The sequence below is a fragment of the Pseudactinotalea terrae genome, from assembly GCF_009733845.1.
Lineage (GTDB): Bacteria > Actinomycetota > Actinomycetes > Actinomycetales > Beutenbergiaceae > Pseudactinotalea > Pseudactinotalea terrae.
The window spans coordinates 30,993-52,220 of the sequence record NZ_WNXZ01000003.1 but is presented as its reverse complement, the minus strand read 5'-3'; the positions used below and the strand labels follow the sequence as shown (position 1 = coordinate 52,220).

Here is a 21,228-nt window from a genome sequence, read left to right as displayed (position 1 = left end):
TGGCCATGACCGGGACCCCGCTCCCGTTCGTCGGCCAGGCACGGGTGCGGCTGGTCTCGCACCTGCTCGCGCAGGTCGAGGAGACGGCCGCTGCGAACCGCCCCCGGCTCGTCACGCTCGAGGCCGGTACCGGCTGGGGCAAGACGCGGCTGCTGCAGGAGCTGTACACGAAGCTCTCCGCGCAGCAGCCGGAGCCCCGGTACTGGCCCCCGACGCTGCTGGACGCCGTGGGCGAGGAGGTACTCACGCTCGAGAGCCGCCGCAAGCGGCTCTACCCAGCGACGTTCACGCCACCACCTGGCGCTGTGCCGCACTGGTTCTGGTGGGGCATCACGGCTTCCGCACACCGCAGTGGCGCCGCCGTGCAGGCGCTCGCCCAGGATCTCGTCCAGGTCGAGGCCCACACGCCCGCGCTCGAGCGCCGATGGCGTGAGCTTGCCGGCACCAGAGAGAGGTTGGGCCGGCTGCTCCGCGGCGAGGACGCTGCCGAGCTGGGGACCCTGCTGCGCGACGAGGGGATCGGCCGTGCTGCCGAGGCTGTGCTGGGGTCCGCGGTACCGGGCCTCGGCTTCCTGATGTGGGCCGGCGGGGTCGTGTGGCGCCAGCAGCAGCGATGGTCGGCCGACCGGCAGGCCCCCACCGAGATCGACGCGCGCCCGGGCGAGCGCACCGACCTCGTCACCGAGCTCGCCACCAGCCTGGGCTCCTTCGCTCAGGTCGGCCTGCCCGTCATCATCGTCGTCGAGGACCTGCACGACGGCGACGCCTCCCTGGTCGAGTTCCTCACCCAGGTGCTCTCGGCGCCCCGTGGTCCGGTGATCGTGATCGCGACCGCCTGGCCGGGGCTGCTCGATCGGAGCGAGACGCTGGCATCCGAGGTGCTGCAGAAGGTTCACTCGGCGCGGGTGCACCGGCTGCGACAGCCGACCGAGCTGCCCGATCTCGAGCAGGATGCGCTGCTCCACCTGGTCGCGCACGCGCTGCCGGCCACCACGCCTGCCGACAGGCGGTTGCTCGCGTCGCGCTTCACCACCCCGCTCACGGTGGAGATCGCATGCTCGGTACGGAGCATCAGGGACGCGGTCGCCGATGGTGACCTGCGCGCCGAGGATGTCGACGAGCTGCCGCGAGACGTCGAGGGCCTGTACCGCATCGTCTGGAACCAACTTCCCCCAGCCACTCGGGACGCCCTCATGCTGTCGGCGCTGACCACCCCGCGGACGACGGGCAGCCTGTTCCAGGACGGCAGCTGGGACCCGGACGTCGTGGCGTCCGCCATCGCAGCTCTCCCCTGGCTCGACGACGCCGTGCGGGAGGTGCTGGCGCAGGCTGGTCAGGACGCGAGCGTGTACGCGTGGGTCCGGCGTGTCGACGAGTGGCTCCGGCGGTTCCACGAACCCGCGCAGCTCGACGTCGCTGCGGAAGCCGCGCACGAAGGACTCGGACGACGACGGCGTCAGACCCTCCACGAGGCGCTCGCGGCCCATCTCGACCCGCGGGAACCGGCCCTGTCGCCCAGTCGACGCCGCTGGCAGGCTCAGATGTTGGTGTCACTGGCCTCCGAGGGCTTCACCGACTGGACCTCGCCGGTGTGGCACTCGTTCGACCTCCTGGTGGAGGAAGCGCGTGAACAACCCGATGTCGACAGCCTCCGCACACTCGCGGCGCTGCTCAGCAGCGCTCCTGAGCGCGCTGATCGGACCGCTCAGCTGAACTCCCGCCGCCTGCTCGGCGAGACGTGGAGCAGCCTCGGCCGGGTCCACGACGCGATCGACGTCCTCGTGGCGCTCGTCGACGAACGGGGCGAGCACGACGAGGCGTACGCCTACGACCTCAACGCCCTGGCGGTGGCGCTGTCCGCCGGGGATCACGCCGACCGGTCCTTGGAGCTGTTCGGCCGGGTGCGCGAGATCGTGGCGGCGCAGCACGGCGACGCCAGTCCCGAGCTGTGGGTCACCCGCAACAACATCGCGATGACACTCAGCGACCTCGGACGCAACGACGAGGCGATCGAGGCGCTCGAGTCGTTGGTCAGCGACATCGGCAGCGTCGACCCCTCCCGCGCGGCCTACGACACCGCCCGCGTCAATCTCGCGCTCTGCTACGCCCGCGGCAACGACCTCGAGCACGCGATCTTCTTCAGCCAGACATCCGCTCACATGGCCGCGACCCGCCACGGGCCACGCCACCCACTGACGTTGTCAGCTCTCGCCAGCCTCGCCGAGATCGCGTGGCTGGCAGGCGCGGTTGACCTCGCGGAGGAGGTGTGCGCGAGTCTCGTCGTCACGGCCGACGACGTGCTCGGCGAGCAGCATCCCCGCGCCCGCTGGTTCCGCGAGATCGCGGCGAAGGTGCAGAACCAGGAGCCGCCTGTGCCGCCGGTGGCTCTGTCGCCGTGGACGCTGGAGGACGAGACCCTCCTCATGCAGGGCACGAACGTGCACGGCACTCAGATCTACACGTTCGTGCGGATCCACCCGGACCGGGTCGCCGATCTCAAGGCGACGCTGGGCAGCGGAGGCACCCTGCGGCCGTCGGACTGGGGGACCGTGGTGGCCAGCGGCGAAGGCATACCTACCCCGCGGGTGATCGCGCTCACCGGGATCCCGGAGTACATGATCCAGTTCACCCCTGAGGGCGGATCTCCCAGCTGAGGGGCGCCGTCGAGCCCGGGGCTGCCTCAGCGCAACAGGGCGCGCAGCGAGGAGATCGTGTCGCTCTCCTCGACCGGTTTGGCGTCGTCACCCGTGCGGTACCGCTTGACCCGCGCGAACCGCAGCGCCACCCCACCCGGGTAGCGCGTGGACCGCTGGACGCCGTCGATCGCGATCTCCACCACGGTGCTCGGCTCCACCATGACCACGCCCGGCTCCTCGCGCACAGCGATGGTGGGGAAGTACTCGGTCTGCCAGCGCAGCAGCGCGTCCGTGAGGCCCTTGAACGTCTTGCCGACCATCACGAACCCGCCGGCCGGACCGAACTCGCCCTCGGGGTCGCGTGCACCCAGGTGCAGGTTGGAGAGCCAGCCCTGACGGCGCCCGTACCCCCACTCGGCCCCGAGCACCACGAGGTCGAACGTGAGCACGGGCTTGACCTTGAGCCACCGCTTGCCACGCCGACCGGCCTCGTAGGTGGAGTCGACGCCCTTGACGACGATGCCCTCGTGCCCTGCCGCGAGCGACTCCGCGAGCACCCGCTCCGCGACCTCCGGATCCGCGCTCACCTCACCGGGCACGAGGTGCGGCCCCACGCGCTCGGCCAGGAGCTGCCGCCGCCGGCGGAGCGGCTCGTCGAGCAGATCCTCGCCATCGGCGTGCAGGAGGTCGAAGAAGAAAGTGGACAGGCCCACCTGGCCCTCGCCGTAGGTGCCGAACCGGCTCATGGTCTCGGCGAACGGCTTGGCCCGGCCATCCTCGCCGAGACGCAGGGTCTCGCCGTCGAGGATGAGGTCCCCTCCCGGCAGCGATGCCACGAGCGCCACGACCTCGGGCACCCGGTCGGTGATGTCCGCCAGGCTGCGGGTGTAGGCGCGAACCTCACCGCCGATCCGGTGGATCTGCAGCCGTGCACCATCGAGCTTGGCCTCGATCGACGCCTCGCCGGTGGTGCTCACCGCCTCGCTCGCCGACGCTGCAGTGCCCGCGAGCATCGGGAGCACGGGCACACCGACGGTGAGGCCGACCTCGCTCAGGTCGGAGCCGGTGAGCGCGAGCCGCGCTGTCTCGGCTACCGCACCCGTGAGCATCGCCGATCGCCGCACCGTGGGGGCCGGGATCCCGGAGGCTGCCGCGACGGCGTCGAGCACCGCCGCATCGAGCGCACCGGTGCGGACGTCACCGAGGAGCACCCGTGAGAGGAAGTCCTGCTCAGCCGCCGTGGCCCTGCCGAGCAGGCCGTGCAACGCCTCGGTCCGGACCCCGGCGGACCCGCTCCCGCCCGCCTGGGCCAGCGCATCGAGCGCCGCATCGACATCGAGAACGGACAGGGACGCCGTCGGGCTCGGATCGGGCCGCACGCTCCGGAGCGTGCGCCAGCCGACCCCGGTGCGCCCCTGCCGGGGCTTGCCGACCACCATCCCGACGGCGGGGACCACCTCTGCGGGCTCGAGCTCCCGCAGCAGCCCCGCCAGCGCGGCGACCTTGGCACGCTTGCTCGATGTCGCGGCCACCTCGTCGGCGACCTCGACCACCCGCTGCAGGCTCGTCATCACCCCACCTTGCCACCGACGCCCGACATGGTCGCGTTGCGAGTTCGTCGCAGATCGTCCAGTTCGTCGGGTGCGCGCTACGAACTCGGCGATCTGCGACGAACTGGGCGAGGAGAGACGACTCAGGCGAGACGGTCCACGACGATGTCGGCGAACGCGACGAGTGCTCGCTTGGCAGCGGAGTCGGGAAGCACGTCGAGCTCGGCAACCGCGTCAGCGGCCCACTGACGCGCCAGCGTGCGCGCCTCCTCGAGCACGGGATGCACGCGGAGCCGGCCGAGCGTGGACGCGCGGACCTCCTCGTCCTCGGAGCCGAGATCGGCGAGGATGCTGGCGCCGACCTCGTCCACCTCTCCGGCGGCCTCGCGGGCGCCCAGCAGCAGCACCGGCATCGTGGCGACGCCGGCGCGCAGGTCGGTGCCGGGCTCCTTGCCGAGCGTCTCGGCGTCGGACATCAGGTCGATGACGTCGTCGGCAAGCTGGAAGGCCACACCGACCTTCTCCCCGTACGCGACCGAGGCGCGCATCGAGCTCTCGTCCGCGCCGGAGAACAGCGTCCCGTAGTTGGCGGCGGCCGCGATGAGGGAGCCGGTCTTGTCGGAGAGCACCCTGATGTAGTGCTCGACGGCGTCCTCGCCCTCACCCGGACCGAGCGTCTCGTGGAGCTGGCCGAGCACGAGGCGCTCGAACGCCTCAGCCTGGATCCGCACCGCCACCGGACCGAGCTCGGCAACCATCTGGGAGGCTCGCGCGAACAGGAGGTCGCCGGTGAGGATGGCGACGGAGTTGCCCCACACGTGCTGCGCGCTCGGCGCACCACGGCGCAGCGGCGCATCGTCCATGACGTCGTCGTGGTAGAGCGTGGCGAGGTGCGTGAGCTCGGTCGCGACGGCGGCGGTGCGGACCTGGGCGTTGATGCCCGACCCGAAGTGGGAGGTCAGCATCACCAGCACGGGCCGCAGGCGCTTGCCGCCCGCGTCCATGAGGTGCCGGGCGGGCGACTGCACCAACGGGTTCGCGTGGGCCGCCGCCTCGTTGAGGCGGCGCTCGACGTCCTCGAGCTCGGTGAGGAGCTCCTCCTCGAGTCGGTCGTCGCCCAGGGGCAGAGGGGTCGAGGTCACAGCAAGAACTTAGACGCCTGGTCGCTCAGCGCGATAACAGCATTCGGCACGACACCCACCAGGATCGTCCCCACGGCACACACGACCACGGCGACCGCGGTCAGGCCTTCGCTGCGCACGACGGTCGTCTCCGAACCGTCCTCGGCAGTCGCAGGCTCCGTGAAGAACATCAGCACGATGATCCGCACATAGAAGAACGCGGCAGCGGCCGAGGCCAGCACCGCGACCACCACGAGCGGCCAGGCGCCACCGGCGACCGCAGCGGAGAACACCGCGAACTTCCCGGTGAAGCCCGCCGTCAGCGGGATGCCGGCGAACGAGAGCAGGAACAGCGCGAAGCACACCGCCAGCACGGGGCTGCGGCGGCCGAGCCCTGCCCACTCCGAGAGGTGCCCGGCCTCGCCCAGCAGGTTGCCCGCGGCGTCCTTGGTCCGCACGAGCGAGACGAGCCCGAAGGCCCCGATCGTCGCGAGGCCGTAGGCGAGCAGGTACACGACCATGCTCGAGATGCCGCGGCTGTCCAGCGCGATCACGGCGAGCAGCAGGAACCCGGCGTGCGCCACCGAGGAGTAGGCGAGCGTGCGCTTCATGTCGGTCTGCACGATCGCGAGCACGGTGCCGACCACCATCGTGAGGATGGCCACGACCCACAGCATCGGGCCCAGGTCCCAGCTCAGCCCCGGGGTGACCACGTAGACGAACCGCAGCAGCGCCGCGAACGCCGCGACCTTGGTGCAGGCGGCCATGAACCCCGTGATCGGCGTGGGCGCACCCTGGTACACGTCGGGGGTCCACGCGTGGAACGGCACCGCGCCGACCTTGAAGAGCAGGCCGATGATCAGCAGCGCCGAGCCGGCCAGCAGCAGCCCGTCCATGCCGGCCACCAGCGGGACCGCCGTGGCGATGTCATCGAGGTGAACCGAGCCCGCGTACCCGTAGAGCAGCGCGAGACCCATGAGGAAGAACGCCGAGGAGAACGCACCCAGCAGGAAGTACTTCAGCGACGCCTCCTGCGAGACCAGGCGACGGCGTCGCGCCAGCCCGGCGAGCAGGTACAGCGGCAGCGAGAGCACCTCGAGCGCGATGAACATCGTCAGCAGGTCCGCGGCGGCGGGGAACACCAGCATGCCGGTGACCGCGAACAGGGTCAGCGGGAACACCTCGGTCTGGGCGAGCCCGGCCCGACGAGCCTGGTCCTCGTACTCCGAGCCCGGGATGGCGGCCGCGGTGGGCGTGAAGGCGTCCTCGCTCCGCGCCCGGTCGGCGATCACAAGGAGCGCGAGCAGCGCCAGGACCAGCAGCAACGCCTGCATGAGCAGCGCGGGGGCATCCTCGCGGAGCGCCCCTGCCACGAGCGCGCTCGGCCCGCTGGTCTGCACCACGGTCCAGCGCCAGACGACGGCGACCAGCGCGCCGGCGAGCGCCAGCGCAGCAAGGACCACCTGCACCAGACGGCGCGAGGTGCGGGGCACGAAGGCCTCGACGAGGACGCCGAGCACGGCAGCCCCCAGCACGATCATGACCGGGACGAGGGCGGCCCACTCGATGTGCGGCGCAACGAACATCAGGCAACCCCTCCGGTCACGAGAGCAGCAACGGTCTCACCGAGCGGTGTCAGCACCTCGAGCACTGGCGCCGGGTAGAAACCGAGGAAGAGCATCGCAGCGATCAGCACACCCATGACGGCCTTCTCCCGACCGCCCAGGTCGGTCATGCCCGCGTGTGTCTCGGACGGTGGTCCGGTGAAGATCCGCTGGTAGGCGATGAGGATGTAGAGAGCGGCGAGCACCACGCCGACGACGGCGACGATCGCCGCCCAGGGCAGCTGCTCGAAGGTTCCGAGCAGTACGAGGTACTCGGGCACGAACCCGGACAGGCCCGGCAGCGCGAGCGACGCGAGACCCGAGACCAGGAACGTGCCGGCCAGCACGCGGGTGATCCGCTGCATACCGGAGTACGAGCCCATGTCTTGGGTGCCGCCGCGCTGCGTCAGGAAGCCCGCGACGAGGAACATCGCTGCGGTGGACAGACCGTGGGCGACCATGTAGATCATCGACCCGGTGACCGCCGTCGAGCTGCCCACGAAGATGCCGAGCACGATGAAGCCGAAGTGCGACACGGAGGTGAAGGCGATCAGACGCATCAGGTCGTTCTGACCGATCGCGAGCAGGCCGCCGTAGATGATCGAGACGAGCGCCAGCACGATGATCACCGGTGCCGCCGCGGCCGCGGCGTTCGGGAACAGCGGCAGGCAGAGCACGATCATCCCGAAGGTGCCGACCTTGTCCAGGACACCGACGAGCAGCGTCGAGGTGCCCGGGGTCGCCTGCTGTGCGGCGTCCGGGAGCCAGGTGTGCACCGGCCACATCGGCGCCTTGATCGCGAACGCGATGAAGAAGCCGAGGAACAGCAGCATCTCGGTGGCGAACGGCATCTCCACCAGACCCACCTGGTCGAGCAGCAGCGCCTCCGGCCCCTGGCCGGTGCCGACGAAGAAGTACCCGATCACCGCGGCGAGCATGAGCAGACCGCCCGCCAGCGAGTAGAGCAGGAACTTGATCGCCGCGTAGCGTCGGTTCGCCCCGCCGTACACCCCGATGAGGAAGTACACCGGGATCAGCATCGCCTCGAAGACGACGTAGAAGAAGAACACGTCGCGAGCCGCGAAGACCGCGATCATCAGCGCCTCGAGGACAAGGATGAGCGCGACCCAGCCGGCTCGGCGGTACTCCAGCGCCTTCCGCTCGGCAGCGGCATCGCCGTCGCCGACGCCGACCGGGAGCCCGACCTCGTTCCACCCGGCCACGAGGACGATCGGGACGAGCAGCGCGGCCAGCAGCACCATGACGAGCCCGAGGCCGTCGACGCCCACGGCGTAGCTCGCACCGAACGAGGAGATCCAGCTCGCGACCTGCGTGAACTGCGCCTGATCGGCGGCGGCGACGTCGAAGCCTGCGGCCAGCGCGACAGCGCCGGCGAGAACGACGACGCTGGTCACCAGGCCGATCGGGCGCGCGAGGCGGCGCAACGGCGGCACGAGCCACACGAGCGCGGCCACCACGGCCGGCACGAGGATGAGGACGGTCAGCGGGGACTGTCCGAGAAGAGTCTCAGGCATGGGTTCTCTTTTTCTCCCGGGTCTTCCCGCTCAGATCCGCGCCGCGAGCACGATGGCGAGGACGAGGACCACACCCACGGACATCAGGGCGGCGTAGCTGCGGACGTGGCCGTTCTGCATCTTTCGGAGCCGCTCCCCCAGGCCGACAGCACCCGAGCCGAGGCCATTCACCGCGCCGTCGACGACGGCGGTGTCCGCGTAGGTGAGGGTGCGCACGAGGTGGGTACCCGGCCGGGCGAACGTCGCCTCGTTGACCGAGTCCTGGTACAGGTCGCGGCGTGCGGCGCGCGTGAGCACCGAGCCGGTGGGCGGGGTGATCGGCACGGCCGAGGCCCAGTACTGACGCCAGGCCAGCAGCACGCCGACCACCATCAGCACGATCGTGGCGCCCATGATGACCGGGATCGGGATGACCGGCTCGTGGTGCTCGACGTGCCCGGTCACCGGCTCCAGCCAGGAGAAGAACCGGTCGCCGAGCATGAGGAAGCCACCGAGACCGAGAGACCCGACCGACAGCACGATCATCGGGACGGTCATCAGCAGCGGTGACTCGTGCGGGTGCTGCACGGGACCCGGCAGTCCGTTGTCACCGTCGTTCCAGCGGGCCTTGCCGTGGAACGTCATGAAGAACAGACGCGACATGTAGAACGCGGTGATCCCGGCGGCCAGCAGCGTCACGGTGCCGAACACCCACGGCTGCCAGCCCTCGCCCACGAACGCGGCCTCGATGATCTTGTCCTTGCTCCAGAAGCCGGACAGACCCGGGAAGCCAATGATCGCGAGCCAGCCGAGGCCGAACGTGATCCAGGTGATCTTCATGTACTTGCTCAAGCCGCCGAAGCCGCGCATGTTGACCTCGTCGTTCATGCCGTGCATGACCGAACCGGCCCCGAGGAACATCCCGGCCTTGAAGAAGCCGTGGGTGAGCAGGTGGAAGATCGCGAACGCGTAGCCGACCGGGCCGAGGCCAGCGGCGAGCATCATGTAGCCGATCTGGGACATCGTGGAGGCCGCCAGGGCCTTCTTGATGTCGTCCTTCGCGCAACCGACGATCGCCCCGAACAGCAGCGTGATGGCACCGACGATGACCACGAGCAGCTGCGCCGTCGGGCTCGCCTCGAAGATCACGCCGGAGCGGACCACCAGGTAGACGCCTGCGGTGACCATCGTCGCCGCGTGGATCAGCGCGGAGACCGGCGTCGGGCCGGCCATCGCGTCACCCAGCCACGCCTGCAGCGGGAACTGCGCGGACTTGCCGCACGCGCCGATCAGCAGCGCGATGCCGATCGCGGTGGCCCAGCCCTCGCTCAGCTCGGGGGCGGCGGCGAACACGTCGGCGAACTCCACCGAGCCGATGCTCGCGAACATCGCACCCATCGCGATGATCAGGCCCATGTCACCGACACGGTTCATCACGAACGCCTTCTTGGCGGCGACCGCGTACTCGGTGCGCTGGTTCCAGAACCCGATCAGCAGGTAGGACGCAAGACCCACGCCCTCCCAGCCGACGAACAGCAGCGCGAAGGAGTCGGCGAGCACCAGGATCAGCATCGCCGCGATGAACAGGTTGAGGTAGGCGAAGAACCGGCGCCGGTCGTCGTCGTGCTCCATGTACGCGACTGCGTAGACGTGGATCAGCGTGCCGACGAAGGTGATCAGCATGAGGAACGTGGCCGAGAGCGGGTCCAGCAGGAACCCGGCGTCCACGCTGAGGTCACCGGCGGGGATCCACGAGAACAGGTGCACGTCCACGGCGCGGTCCTCCGCACCACGGCCGAGCAGCCCGAACAGGATCACGAACGCCAGCACCGCGGAGATGGTCGAGGCGACCACGCCGAGCCAGTGGCCCCAGGCGTCGGTGCGGCGACCGAGCACCAGCAGCAGACCGGCACTCAGCAGCGGGATCGCAACGATTCCGATCGCAGCGAGATCGAGGGACATCGGTGCCTCAGCTCTTGAGCAGGCTGGCGTCGTCGAGCGACGCGGACCCGCGAGTTCGGAAGATGGACACGATGATCGCGAGCCCGATGACCACCTCGGCGGCAGCGACGACCATGACGAAGAAGGCGATCACCTGTCCGGTGAGGTCGCCGTGCATGCGGGCGAACGTCACCAGCGTGAGGTTCGCGGCGTTGAGCATGAGCTCGACACCCATGAAGGCCACGATCGCGTTGCGGCGCACGATGACCGCGACCGCACCGATCGAGAACAGGATGCCGGACAGGACCAGGTAGTTGAGGATGCTCACTGCTCGAGCTCCTTCCGCTCGTCGCCGGCTCCAGCGACGACGGCCGCCGGCTCGTCCTGCCCGTAGGGGGCGCCGGCCTCGGCGAGCTCCTCCTCGCTGGGCAGGCGCGCCTCCTGCCCACGGATCCGCAGCACGGTGGTGATCGAGTCCTCGACGGGCTCACCGGCGGCGTCCACCGCCGGCATGTCGGCCGAGTTGTGCCGGGCGTAGATGCCGGGGCCGGGGCGGTTGGTGATGAGCGAGGACCCGGCGCCCGCGCCGTAGGCCTTGAGCTTGGCGGTGGCCAGCTCCCGCTGCCCGATCTTGGCGCCGAGGCGCACCCGGTGCGTGAGGCTCAGCGCGCCGACCGCGGCGGTGATCAGCAGCGCGCCGGTCAGCTCGAAGGGGAACACGAAGTCGCTGAACAGGATCCGTGCCACGCCTACCGCGTTGGTGTCCGCGTTGGCGGCGGCGAGGCCCACCGGGTCCGGGAGCGCGGCGCGCGTGGTGACGGCGAGCACCAGCACGAGCAGCCCGCCGCCGGCCAGCAGCGCGAGGAAGCGCTGCCCGGCGAGGGTCTCCTTGAGCGACTCCTTGGCGTCGACGCCGATCAGCATGATCACGAAGACGAAGAGCATCATCACGGCGCCGGTGTAGACGACCACCTGCGCGACCCCGAGGAACGGCGCCTCGTTCGCGATGTACATGATCGCGAGCCCCACCATGACGCCTGCGACGGCGACCGCGATGTGCACGGTCTTGCGCGCGAACAGCAGGCCCAGGGCACCCAGCACCATCAGGGGGGCCAGGATCCAGAAGATCACGGCCTCACCGGAGGAGATCGTCAGCTCGCTCACTTGGTCGCCCCCGAGCGCTCGGCCGCCGCGGCGGCGGAGTCCAGCGACGGCTCGTCCGGGCGGTTCTCGCGAACCCACTCGACCGAGTTCCGCGCCGGTCCGGTGACCTCGCCGCGGTAGTAGCTGCCGTCGGTGGTGCCCTCGGCCATCGGGTGCGGCGCGGCGAGCATGCCCTCGCGCAGCGGCGCGAGCAGGTCGTCCTTGGTGAAGATCAGCTTCTCGCGGGTCTGGTCGGCGAGCTCGAACTCGTTCGTCATCGTCAGCGCGCGGGTGGGGCACGCCTCGATGCACAGCCCGCAGAAGATGCAGCGCAGGTAGTTGATCTGGTAGACGGCGCCGTACCGCTCACCGGGCGAGTACTGCGCCTCGGGGGTGTTGTTCGCACCTTCGACGAAGATCGCATCGGCGGGGCAGGCCCAGGCGCACAGCTCGCAGCCGATGCACTTCTCGAGACCGTCCGGGTGCCGGTTGAGCTGGTGCCGCCCGTGGAAGCGGGGCTCCACGGGTGCCTTCTCACGCGGATACTGCTCGGTGACCACCGGCTTGAAGAGGGTGGCCATCGTGACGCCGAAGCCGGCCACGGGCGCGACGAATTTCTCGACGGCGTTCTTGGGTTCGGGGAGCAGATCCGGGGCGTGGACGCCCTTGACCTCGTCGATGCTCTGCCCGCCTCGGGCGGGCTGCTCGAGCTCGGAGCTGGTCCGGGGCTGGCCGGACTCCTCCTCGGGTGGGCTCTTCTTGGTCTCGTCGCTCACTTCTCGTCCTCCCCTGCAGCGGCAGCCGGGGCTGCCGGTGCGGCGGCTGGTGTGGTGACGCGCGCGCGGCGCGGTGACGGCGGGAGCTGCTGACCCGGCAGCGGCGGCACCGGGAAGCCGCCGGCGAACGCGTCGAACGGCTCTTCCTTGGTGCGCTTCCGGCCCGGCTTGGCGGAGGAGCCGGTCTTGCCGGCGACCGCCTTCGCGGGCTTCTCCTCCTCCTCGCCTGGGAACAGCAGCATCAGGACAGCGATGACCACCAGGCCTCCGACCACCCCCAGCAACAGCTGTCGCCACTCGAGGGTGAGGATCTCGCCGCCGAAGCTCAGCAGCGGGTCGGAGCCGGTGGACAGACCCTTGAGCACCGCGTAGAAGACCACGGTGACCAGGCCGGCCGGGATCAGCACCTTCCAGCCGAAGTTCATGAACTGGTCGTAGCGGAACCGCAGCAGCGTGCCGCGCACCCAGACGAAGAACGCCATCAGAAGCCAGAGCTTGACCAGGAACCACACCACGCCCCACCAGCCGGTGTCGAGCGCGCCGTCGGCGATCAGGCCGATGCCGAACGGGGCGCGGTAGCCGCCGAGGAACAGCGTGGTGGCGACGGCGGACACGTTGAGCATGTTGATGTACTCGGCCAGGAAGAACCAGGCGAACTTCATCGAGGAGTACTCGGTGTGGAAGCCACCGACCAGCTCGCCCTCGGCCTCGGGGAGGTCGAACGGCAGCCGGTTGGTCTCACCGACCATCGAGATGACGTAGAGCACGAAGGCGGGCAGCAGGGTGAACGCCCACCAGGTGTTCTCCTGGGAGTTGACGATCTGCGAGGTCGACATCGAGCCGGACCACAGGAACACGCTCACGAGCGCGAGGCTCATCGCGAGCTCGTAGGAGATGATCTGCGCGGTCGAGCGGACCGCGCCGAGCAGCGGGTAGATCGAACCGGAGGACCAGCCGCCGAGCACGATGCCGTACACGCCGAGCGCGGTGATGCCGAGGATGTAGAGCACGGCGACCGGGAAGTCGGTCATCTGCAGCGGTGTCACGACGCCGAAGATGCTGACCTCGGGTCCGAACGGGATCACCGCGAACACCATGAACGCGCAGAACACCGAGATGACCGGGGCGATCAGGTAGATCACCTTGTCGGCCGCCTTGACGGTGATGTCCTCCTTGAGCAGGAGCTTCATCGCATCGGCGAGCGACTGCAGCAGACCGAACGGACCGTTCCAGTTGGGGCCGGAGCGCTGCTGGAACCGGGCGACGAGGCGTCGCTCGAACCAGATCGCGAACAGCACGGACAGCAGCAGGAACACCAGGATCACGACAGCCTTGATGATCGTGATCCAGATGGTGTCGTTGCTGAAGTCCGCGATCGGCGCAGGGTTCATCGGAGGACCTCCCCGGTCGTCGCACGTGCAGCCGGCTCGAGGCGGACAGAGCCACCCGAGCCGACGCCGAGCATCCGGTACAGCGACGAGCCCGGCGAGTGCAGCGGCAGCCACACCACGTCGTCGGGCATCGGCGTCACGAGCACCGGGAGCGTGACCGAGCCGAGCGGCCCGACCACGGTGAGCCGGTCGCCGTCGGCGGCGTCCAGGCCGGCGGCGGTGGCAGCGGAGACCCGCACCACCGGTCGGTGCGCGGTACCCGCGAGGTACGGCTCACCGTCCTGACCACGGGCGGCGTCGAGCATCAGACGCCAGGTGGCGAGCGTGTACTCGCCCTCCGCTGCCGCACGCGCCTCGGCGGGAACCGACGGCGCGGGCTGGCGAGCGCCGTCCCAGGCAGCCAGCTCGCTCAGCTCGCGGTGCACCGACTCCAGGGAGTGGGTGCCGAGGGCACCACCCATCGCGGCGGCGAGCATGTCGAGCACCTGCGCGTCCGAGCGCGAGCTGGTCGCGAAGACCTGCCCGAACGGACGCGGGCGGCTCTCCCAGGTGAGGAACGTCCCGGCCTTGTGGCTGGGCGGGGCGACCGGCAGCACGACGTCGGCGTACCGGGTCAGCGCCGAGGTACGCACCTCGAGCTGGACCACGAAGCCCGCCTCACGCACCGCACGCTCGGCCTCGCCCGCGCCGGGGAGGTCCTCGACGTCGATACCGCCGAGCAGCAGCCCGGCGAGGTCACCGGAACCGGCATCCCGCAGGATCGTGGCAAGATCGCGGCCGACCTCGGCCGGCAACGAGCGGTCGCCGTCCAGGCCCCAGGCGGTCGCGACGTCCACGCGGGCCTCCGCGTCGCTGACGGGGCGGCCACCGGGCAGCAGCCCCGGGAGCAGACCCACCTCGACGGCGCCACGGTCGCCAGCACGCCGGGGAACCCAGGCGAGCCGGGCGCCGGTCGCGCCGGCCAGCTCGAGCGCAGCAGTCAGACCGCCGGGCACCTGTGCGAGCCGCTCGCCCACGAGGATCACGGCGCCATCGGCCCTGAGCGCCTCGGCCAGCTCGGCGAGCTCGCCACCGCCGGCAGCGATCGCGGCGAGCGTGCTCGCCTCGGTGCCGGGCGCGGTGGTCACGACGGCGGCGCGCACCTTGGTCGAACCACGCGTCGCGAACGGCGCGAGGGTCGTGACCGAGGTCTTCTTCGCGAGCACCGACTTGCGCAGGCGCAGGAAGATCGTGCCGGCCTCGTCCTCGGGCTCCAGGCCCACGAGCAGCACATGCGGCGCGGACTCGAGGTCCGCGTACGTCACGTCCATCGAGGAGCCGGCGACCTTGTGGCCGAGGAACTCGGCCTCCTCGTCGCTGGCCGCGCGGGCGCGGAAGTCCACGTCGTTGGTGCCGAGCACCACGCGGGCGAACTTCGACCAGGCGTAGGCGTCCTCCAGCGTGAGGCGACCGCCGGGGAGAACCCCGACACCGCCGTCGGCGGCAGCCTGAGCCAGGCCCTGCGCGGCGAGGGCGAGGGCCTCGGACCAGCTGGTGGGTACCAGCTCGCCGGTCTCCTCGTCCCGCACGAGCGGGGTCTTGACGGTGTCCGGGAGCGACTGCCACGGGAACGCGAAGCGGTCCTTGTCGGTGATCCACTCCTCGTTGACCGCCGGGTCCTCGCCCGCGAGCCGGCGCAGCACCACGTCGCGGCGGTGGTCGATGCGGATCGCCGCGCCGCACGCGTCGTGCTCGGCGATCGACTCGACCGAGACCAGGTCGAACGGGCGCGCCCGGAACCGGTAGGTCGCCGAGGTCAGCGCACCCACCGGGCAGATCTGGATCGTGTTGCCCGAGAAGTACGAGGAGAAAGGTCGCCCGGTGGCGTCCATCTCGGCCGAGCCCACGGTGTAGGAGATGCCCGAGAGCAGCCCGGCGTCGCCGTCGGGGCCGACCATGTTGTCGGTCTCCGCGACGTCGCGGACGCCCTCCCCCAGACCGGAGAAGCCCAGCACGCCCTCGTCGAAGCGGCCGATCTGCTGCGGCAGCATGCCGTGCTCGGCGCCGCCCGGGGCGCCACCGCCACGTCCCTGCAGGTCGATGAACGGGTCGCCGGCGATCTCTTCCTGGAACCGGGTGCAGCGCTGGCACAGGATGCAGCGGTCGCGGTCGAGGAGGATCTCGGTCGAGATCTTGATCGGCTTCGCGTAGGTGCGCTTGACGTCGGTGAAGCGGGAGCCGGCGTTGCCGTTGCTCATCGCCTGGTTCTGCAGCGGGCACTCGCCGCCCTTGTCGCAGACAGGGCAGTCGAGCGGGTGGTTGATGAGCAGGAACTCGATCACACCGTGCTGCGCCTTGTCGGCGACGGCGGAGGTGCGCTGGGTGCTCACCACCATGCCGGGCGAGACCTCCATGGTGCAGGAGGCCTGCGGCTTGGGCATCTCGCGGACGTTGCCCTCGCGGTCCGGCGTGGCGACCATCACGAGGCACTGGCGGCAGGCGCCGGCAGGCTTCAGCAACGGGTGGTCGCAGAACCGCGGGATCTGGATCCCGATCTGCTCGGCGGCGCGGATGATCAGGGTGCCCTTGGGCACGCTGACCTCGACGCCGTCGATCGTGACGTTGACGCCCTCGGCCGCGGCAGGGGTGCCGGACTTCGGGGTGGCGGTTGCGGTCATCGGGCGGCTCCGGCCAGCTCGGTGAACAGGGCGTTCGCCCCGTACGGGAAGAGCTCCCAGGCAGGGGTGTGCATGCCTTGCTCGAACTCCTCGCGGAAGTACTTGATGCCGCTCTTGACCGGCGTCGCCGCGGCGTCGCCGAGCGCGCAGAACGAGCGGCCCTCGATGTTGTTCGCGACGTCGACCAGCAGGTCGACGTCACCTTCTTCGCCCTTGCCGGCCTCGAGGCGGTGCAGGACGGCGCGCAGCCAGTAGGTGCCCTCGCGGCACGGGGTGCACTTGCCGCAGGACTCGTGGCTGTAGAAGTCGAGCCAGCGGGTCACGCAGCGCACCACGGAGACCGTCTCGTCGAAGATCTGCAGCGCGCGGGTGCCGAGCATGGAGCCGGCAGCGGCCACCGAGTCGAAGTCGAGCGGGGTGTCGAGGTGCTCCGCGGTGAAGATCGGGGTCGAGCTGCCGCCCGGGGTCCAGAACTTCAGCTGGTGCCCGTCGCGGATGCCGCCCGCGAGCTCGAGGAGCTCGCGCAGCGTGATGCCGAGCGGCGCCTCGTACTGACCCGGGCGGGTCACGTGCCCCGAGAGCGAGAAGAAGCCGTGGCCCTTGCTCTTCTCGGTGCCCATCGAGGAGAACCAGTCGATACCGCCGCGGATGATCCCCGGGACCGACGCGATCGACTCCACGTTGTTGACGACCGTGGGTCGGGCGTACAGCCCGGCGACGGCGGGGAACGGCGGCTTGAGGCGGGGCTGGCCGCGGCGGCCCTCGAGCGAGTCGAGGAGCGCGGTCTCCTCACCGCAGATGTAGGCGCCGGCGCCGGCGTGGACCGTGATCTCCAGGTCGTAGCCGGTGCCCAGGATGTTCGTGCCGAGCAGGCCCGCCTCACGCGCCTCGCGCACGGCTGCGAGCAGCCGCCGGTAGACGTGCACGACCTCGCCTCGCAGGTAGATGAACGCGTGGTTCGAGCCGATCGCGAAGCTGGTGATCGCCATGCCCTCGATCAGCGAGTGCGGGTTGGCCATCAGCAGCGGGATGTCCTTGCAGGTACCCGGCTCGGACTCGTCGGCGTTGACCACGAGGTAGCGAGGGCCGCCGTCCGGCGGGGGCAGGAACGACCACTTCAGTCCGGTCGGGAAGCCGGCGCCACCACGGCCACGCAGGCCGGAGTTCTTGACGACCTCGACGATGCTGGCCGGCTCCTGGCGGATGGCATGCTTCCAGGCCTCGTACCCGTGGTGGTCGCTGTAGGTGCGCAGCGTCCAGGGCTTGTCGGCATCCCAGATGTCGGAGAGCACCGGTGCGAGCGGTGCGGCGGTCTGAGTCACGACTCGTCCTCCTCGTCAGCGGCGGCGGCTGCGCCGGCCTCGGTGGTCGGCTTCTCGGCGTCGGTGTCCTCGGCCTCGGCGGGAGCCGCCACGGTCTCGGGGTCGGAGTCGGCCTCGGTGGTCTCCTGGCGCTCGGCGCTGGAGCCTTCCTCGCCGACCGGGTCGATCCCGGCCTGCTCGGCGGCCTCCGGCTCGGGCTGCCCGGCGGCATCCTCGGTCGAGATGGTGTTCGGGTCGACGGCGGGAGCGGTCCAGCCGTTCTCCCTCGACAGCGTGAGGCCCGCCATGGTGGGCGCGCCGCCGGCGTTGCCCTGGTCGGCCAGGCCGTCCTCGAATCCCGCGAGCACGCGCTCCATCTCCTGGAAGCTCGGGACCTTGTCGGGTCCACGCGTGGGCGTGATGTCCTGCCCCTCGAGGATGGCGTCGACGACCGCGAGCGCCGACTCCGGCGTCTGGTTGTCGAAGAACTCCCAGTTGATCATCATCACCGGCGCGTAGTCGCACGCGGCGTTGCACTCGATCTGCTCAAGGGTGATCTCGCCACCCTCGGTGGTCTCGTCATGATGGATCCCGAGACGCTCGCTGAGCCGCTCGAAGATGGCGTCGCCACCCATGACGGCGCAGAGCGTGTTGGTGCAGATGCCGACCGTGTACTTGCCGTTCGGGCGCCGCTTGTACTGGCTGTAGAAGGTCGCGACGGCCGACACGTTGGCTCGGGACAGGCCCAGGGTGTCGGCGCAGAACGCGATCCCCGCGGGCGAGACGTAGCCATCCTCCGACTGCACCAGGTGCAGCAGCGGCATCAGGGCCGAACGGGTCTCGGGGTACCGGGACAGGATCTGGCGAGCATCGCCGTCGAGCCGGTCACGCACCTCGGAGGGGTACCCGGTGAAGGTCGGGCTGGTCATCGGTCCACGCCTCCCAGCACGGGGTCGATCGAGGCGACGGCGACGACGACGTCAGCGATCGTCGCTCCCTCGCACATGATGCCGAGCGCCTGCAGGTTGTTGAAGGACGGGTCGCGGAAGTGCACCCGGTAGGGGCGGGTACCGCCGTCGGAGACGAGGTGGACGCCCATGACACCCTTGGGGTGCTCGATCTGCTGGAAGACCTGGCCGGCCGGGACCCGGAAGCCCTCGGTCACCAGCTTGAAGTGGTGGATCAGGGCCTCCATCGAGCTGCCCATGATCTCGCGGATGTGGTCGAGGCTGTTGCCCTGGCCGTCGGAGCCGACGGCGAGCTGGGCCGGCCACGCGATCTTCTTGTCGGCGACCATCACCGGGTGCTTGCCCGCGCGGTCCTGCGCCTCGAGGCGCTCGAGGACCTGCTCGACGATCTTGAGCGACTCGCGAGCCTCCGCGAACCGGACGACGGTGCGGCCGTAGGCATCGGCATCGGTGTGGGTGGGGACCTCGAAGTCATAGGTCTCGTAGCCGCAGTAGGGCTGCGCCTTGCGCAGGTCGTACGGCATCCCCGCCGAGCGCAGGATCGGGCCCGCGGTTCCGAGCGCCATCGCGCCGGCCAGCGGCAGGTATCCGACACCCTTGGTACGACCGAGGAAGATCGGGTTCGCGAGCGTGAGCTTCTCGAGCTCGCCGATCCCGTTGCGGATCCGCGGGAGCGCCTCGCGGATGCGCGCAGGGGTGCCCGGGGGCAGGTCCTGCACCACCCCGCCGGGGCGGATGTAGGCGTGGTTCATGCGCAGCCCCGTGATCGCCTCGAAGATCCGCAGGATCTCCTCGCGCTCACGGAACGCCACGGTCATCATCGTGGTGGCGCCGAGCTCGTTGCCGCCGGTGCCGATCGCGATCAGGTGCGAGGCGACCCGGTTGAGCTCCATCATCAGCACGCGGATGAGGGTGGCGCGCTCGGGGATGTCATCGGTGATGCCGAGGAGCTTCTCGACGGCGAGGCAGTAGGCGGCCTCCTGGAACAGCGGGGCCACGTAGTCCATGCGGGTACAGAACGTCACGCCCTGCGTGTACGTGCGGTACTCCATGTTCTTCTCGATGCCGGTGTGCAGGAAGCCGATCCCTGCCCGCGCCTCGGTGACGGTCTCGCCCTCGATCTCGAGCACGATGCGGAGCACGCCGTGCGTGGAGGGGTGCTGGGGACCCATGTTGACGACGACGCGCTCGTCACCCAGGCGGGCGGCGTCAGCGGCGATCTCGTCCCAGTCACCGCCGAGGGCGGTGTACTCATGCACGCCCTCGGTGCCGGCTGCGCCGGCGCCGCCGGTCGCGCGCGGGGTGGACGTGCTCGGAGCGGAGTTCACGAGTAGCTCCTGCGGGTGTCGGGGGCCGGGATGGTCGCGCCCTTGAACTCCACCTCGATGCCGCCGAGGGGGTAGTCCTTGCGCTGCGGGTGGCCTACCCAGTCGTCCGGCATCTCGATGCGGGTCAGCGCCGGGTGGCCGTCGAACACGACGCCGAAGAAGTCGTAGGCCTCACGCTCGTGCCAGTTGTTGGCCGGGTAGACCTCGACGAGCGTGGGGATGTGCGGGTCTGCGTCGGGTGCTGTCACCTCGAGCCGCACGGATCGGTTGTGGGTGATGGAGTTCAACGGGTAGATGCAGTGGAGCTCGCGACCGGTGTCGTTCGGGTAGTGCGCACTCGAGACGCCGAGGCAGAGCTCGAACCGCAGGTCCTGGTCGTCGCGCAGCGCGCGTGCGACGGCGACCAGGTGCTCGCGGGCGACGAACAGCGAGAGCTCGTCGCGGAAGACCACGACCTTCTCGACGGCGTCCTCGAGCTCGATCCCCTGCTCGCCGAGGACCTCGGCGAGGATGTCGACGACCTCGTCGAAGTAGCTGCCGTAGGGCCGCTCGGTCGGGCCGGGCATCGCCACCGTGCGGACGAGACCGCCGAAGCCGGAGGTGTCGCCGGTGCCGTGCACGCCGAACATGCCCGAACGCACGTCGACGAGGTCGAGCGGCACGCTCTTGCTGCGGACGACGGTCTGCTCGTTGTCGTCGCCTGCGATCTGGGGAGCCTGGACGTCTTCTTCGGTCATGCCAGCAGCCCCTTCATCTCGTGAGTGGGCGTGGCGTTGAGCGCCGCCTCCTCGACCTTGCGCGCGATCTCCTTGCGGTGCGGGCCGAAGGCCTGCCCCTTGATCACGTGCTTCTGGAGCTCGAGGATCGCGTTGATCAGCATCTCCGGGCGGGGCGGGCAGCCAGGCAGGTAGATGTCGACCGGAAGCACGTGGTCGACGCCCTGCACGATGGCGTAGTTGTTGAACATGCCGCCGGAGCTCGCGCACACACCCATCGAGATGACCCACTTCGGGTCGGCCATCTGGTCGTAGACGGTCCGCACGACCGGCGCCATCTTGTGGCTCACGCGGCCCGAGACCAGCATCAGGTCAGCCTGGCGCGGGGAGGCCCGGAAGACCTCCATGCCGAAGCGGGAACCGTCGAAACGCGGTGTCCCGAACGCCATCATCTCGATGGCGCAGCACGCCAGTCCCATCGTCACCGGCCACAGCGAGGCGCTGTGCGCCCAGCCGACGAAGTCCTCGACCTTGGCGAGCGCGAATCCGGAAGCCGTCTTCTCGTCGAAGCTCATGACATCA

At 70.1% G+C, this 21,228-nt stretch carries 16 protein-coding genes; 1 reads left to right on the top strand and 15 read right to left on the bottom strand.

Annotation, left to right across the window (positions count from 1 at the left end):
* Positions 1-5 precede the first annotated feature (5 nt).
* On the top strand, positions 6-2,654 hold the full coding sequence (locus GPA03_RS10985; protein WP_156252072.1) for a tetratricopeptide repeat protein: 2,649 nt from the start codon (positions 6-8) through the stop codon (positions 2,652-2,654).
* Positions 2,655-2,680: 26 nt separating this feature from the next.
* On the opposite strand, the gene GPA03_RS10980 is transcribed toward GPA03_RS10985, so the two are convergent.
* From GPA03_RS10980 to GPA03_RS10910, 15 genes are all read right to left on the bottom strand, one after another.
* The gene (locus tag GPA03_RS10980; RefSeq protein WP_156252071.1) at positions 2,681-4,207 is read right to left on the bottom strand and encodes an ATP-dependent DNA ligase; all 1,527 of its coding nucleotides are present in this window, start codon (positions 4,205-4,207) and stop codon (positions 2,681-2,683) included.
* Between the two features lie 122 nt (positions 4,208-4,329).
* On the bottom strand, positions 4,330-5,328 hold the full coding sequence (locus GPA03_RS10975) for a polyprenyl synthetase family protein (RefSeq protein WP_156252070.1): 999 nt from the start codon (positions 5,326-5,328) through the stop codon (positions 4,330-4,332).
* Positions 5,325-6,893 carry an NADH-quinone oxidoreductase subunit NuoN gene (gene nuoN / locus GPA03_RS10970; RefSeq protein WP_156252069.1) on the bottom strand — a complete coding sequence of 523 codons (1,569 nt, stop codon included), beginning with the start codon at positions 6,891-6,893 and terminating at the stop codon, positions 5,325-5,327. The genes GPA03_RS10975 and nuoN overlap by 4 nt, the downstream gene beginning before the upstream one ends.
* The gene (locus GPA03_RS10965) at positions 6,893-8,446 is read right to left on the bottom strand and encodes an NADH-quinone oxidoreductase subunit M (protein ID WP_156252068.1); all 1,554 of its coding nucleotides are present in this window, start codon (positions 8,444-8,446) and stop codon (positions 6,893-6,895) included. Before GPA03_RS10965 ends, nuoN begins: the two co-directional genes overlap by 1 nt.
* A 30-nt stretch (positions 8,447-8,476) precedes the next feature.
* The gene (nuoL, locus tag GPA03_RS10960; RefSeq protein WP_156252067.1) at positions 8,477-10,387 is read right to left on the bottom strand and encodes an NADH-quinone oxidoreductase subunit L; all 1,911 of its coding nucleotides are present in this window, start codon (positions 10,385-10,387) and stop codon (positions 8,477-8,479) included.
* Positions 10,388-10,394: 7 nt separating this feature from the next.
* Complete coding sequence (nuoK, locus tag GPA03_RS10955; RefSeq protein ID WP_156252066.1) at positions 10,395-10,694, bottom strand: NADH-quinone oxidoreductase subunit NuoK; 300 nt, start codon at positions 10,692-10,694, stop codon at positions 10,395-10,397.
* On the bottom strand, positions 10,691-11,530 hold the full coding sequence (locus GPA03_RS10950; RefSeq protein WP_156252065.1) for an NADH-quinone oxidoreductase subunit J: 840 nt from the start codon (positions 11,528-11,530) through the stop codon (positions 10,691-10,693). The genes nuoK and GPA03_RS10950 overlap by 4 nt, the downstream gene beginning before the upstream one ends.
* Positions 11,527-12,285, bottom strand: a complete 759-nt coding sequence (nuoI, locus tag GPA03_RS10945; RefSeq protein WP_479681102.1) for an NADH-quinone oxidoreductase subunit NuoI — start codon at positions 12,283-12,285, stop codon at positions 11,527-11,529. The genes GPA03_RS10950 and nuoI overlap by 4 nt, the downstream gene beginning before the upstream one ends.
* Entirely contained in the window at positions 12,282-13,676 is a 1,395-nt protein-coding gene (gene nuoH, locus GPA03_RS10940; protein WP_156252064.1) for an NADH-quinone oxidoreductase subunit NuoH, read from the bottom strand. The genes nuoI and nuoH overlap by 4 nt, the downstream gene beginning before the upstream one ends.
* Entirely contained in the window at positions 13,673-16,333 is a 2,661-nt protein-coding gene (locus GPA03_RS10935; protein ID WP_156252063.1) for an NADH-quinone oxidoreductase subunit G, read from the bottom strand. The genes nuoH and GPA03_RS10935 overlap by 4 nt, the downstream gene beginning before the upstream one ends.
* Positions 16,330-17,655, bottom strand: a complete 1,326-nt coding sequence (gene nuoF, locus GPA03_RS10930; RefSeq protein ID WP_156252062.1) for an NADH-quinone oxidoreductase subunit NuoF — start codon at positions 17,653-17,655, stop codon at positions 16,330-16,332. The genes GPA03_RS10935 and nuoF overlap by 4 nt, the downstream gene beginning before the upstream one ends.
* Positions 17,652-18,563 (bottom strand): NADH-quinone oxidoreductase subunit NuoE, encoded by a 912-nt coding sequence (nuoE, locus tag GPA03_RS10925; protein WP_156252061.1) that lies wholly within the window; start codon positions 18,561-18,563, stop codon positions 17,652-17,654. Before nuoE ends, nuoF begins: the two co-directional genes overlap by 4 nt.
* A complete protein-coding gene (locus tag GPA03_RS10920) occupies positions 18,560-19,930 on the bottom strand; it encodes an NADH-quinone oxidoreductase subunit D (RefSeq protein ID WP_206673524.1) in 1,371 nt (456 codons plus the stop codon). The genes nuoE and GPA03_RS10920 overlap by 4 nt, the downstream gene beginning before the upstream one ends.
* Positions 19,927-20,667 (bottom strand): NADH-quinone oxidoreductase subunit C, encoded by a 741-nt coding sequence (locus tag GPA03_RS10915; RefSeq protein ID WP_156252060.1) that lies wholly within the window; start codon positions 20,665-20,667, stop codon positions 19,927-19,929. Before GPA03_RS10915 ends, GPA03_RS10920 begins: the two co-directional genes overlap by 4 nt.
* Positions 20,664-21,221 carry an NADH-quinone oxidoreductase subunit B gene (locus GPA03_RS10910; protein WP_156252059.1) on the bottom strand — a complete coding sequence of 186 codons (558 nt, stop codon included), beginning with the start codon at positions 21,219-21,221 and terminating at the stop codon, positions 20,664-20,666. The genes GPA03_RS10915 and GPA03_RS10910 overlap by 4 nt, the downstream gene beginning before the upstream one ends.
* Between the last annotated feature and the right edge of the window lie 7 nt (positions 21,222-21,228).

Coding starts and splice junctions, on each gene's coding strand:
- nuoE (WP_156252061.1), bottom strand. CDS start 18,563: ATGACCAGCCCGACCTTCACCGGGTACCCCTCCGAGGTGCGTGACCGG.
- GPA03_RS10915 (WP_156252060.1), bottom strand. CDS start 20,667: ATGACCGAAGAAGACGTCCAGGCTCCCCAGATCGCAGGCGACGACAAC.
- GPA03_RS10965 (WP_156252068.1), bottom strand. CDS start 8,446: ATGCCTGAGACTCTTCTCGGACAGTCCCCGCTGACCGTCCTCATCCTC.
- GPA03_RS10985 (WP_156252072.1), top strand. CDS start 6: ATGACCGGGACCCCGCTCCCGTTCGTCGGCCAGGCACGGGTGCGGCTG.
- nuoL (WP_156252067.1), bottom strand. CDS start 10,387: ATGTCCCTCGATCTCGCTGCGATCGGAATCGTTGCGATCCCGCTGCTG.
- GPA03_RS10910 (WP_156252059.1), bottom strand. CDS start 21,221: ATGAGCTTCGACGAGAAGACGGCTTCCGGATTCGCGCTCGCCAAGGTC.
- nuoN (WP_156252069.1), bottom strand. CDS start 6,893: ATGTTCGTTGCGCCGCACATCGAGTGGGCCGCCCTCGTCCCGGTCATG.
- GPA03_RS10980 (WP_156252071.1), bottom strand. CDS start 4,207: ATGACGAGCCTGCAGCGGGTGGTCGAGGTCGCCGACGAGGTGGCCGCG.
- nuoH (WP_156252064.1), bottom strand. CDS start 13,676: ATGAACCCTGCGCCGATCGCGGACTTCAGCAACGACACCATCTGGATC.
- GPA03_RS10935 (WP_156252063.1), bottom strand. CDS start 16,333: ATGACCGCAACCGCCACCCCGAAGTCCGGCACCCCTGCCGCGGCCGAG.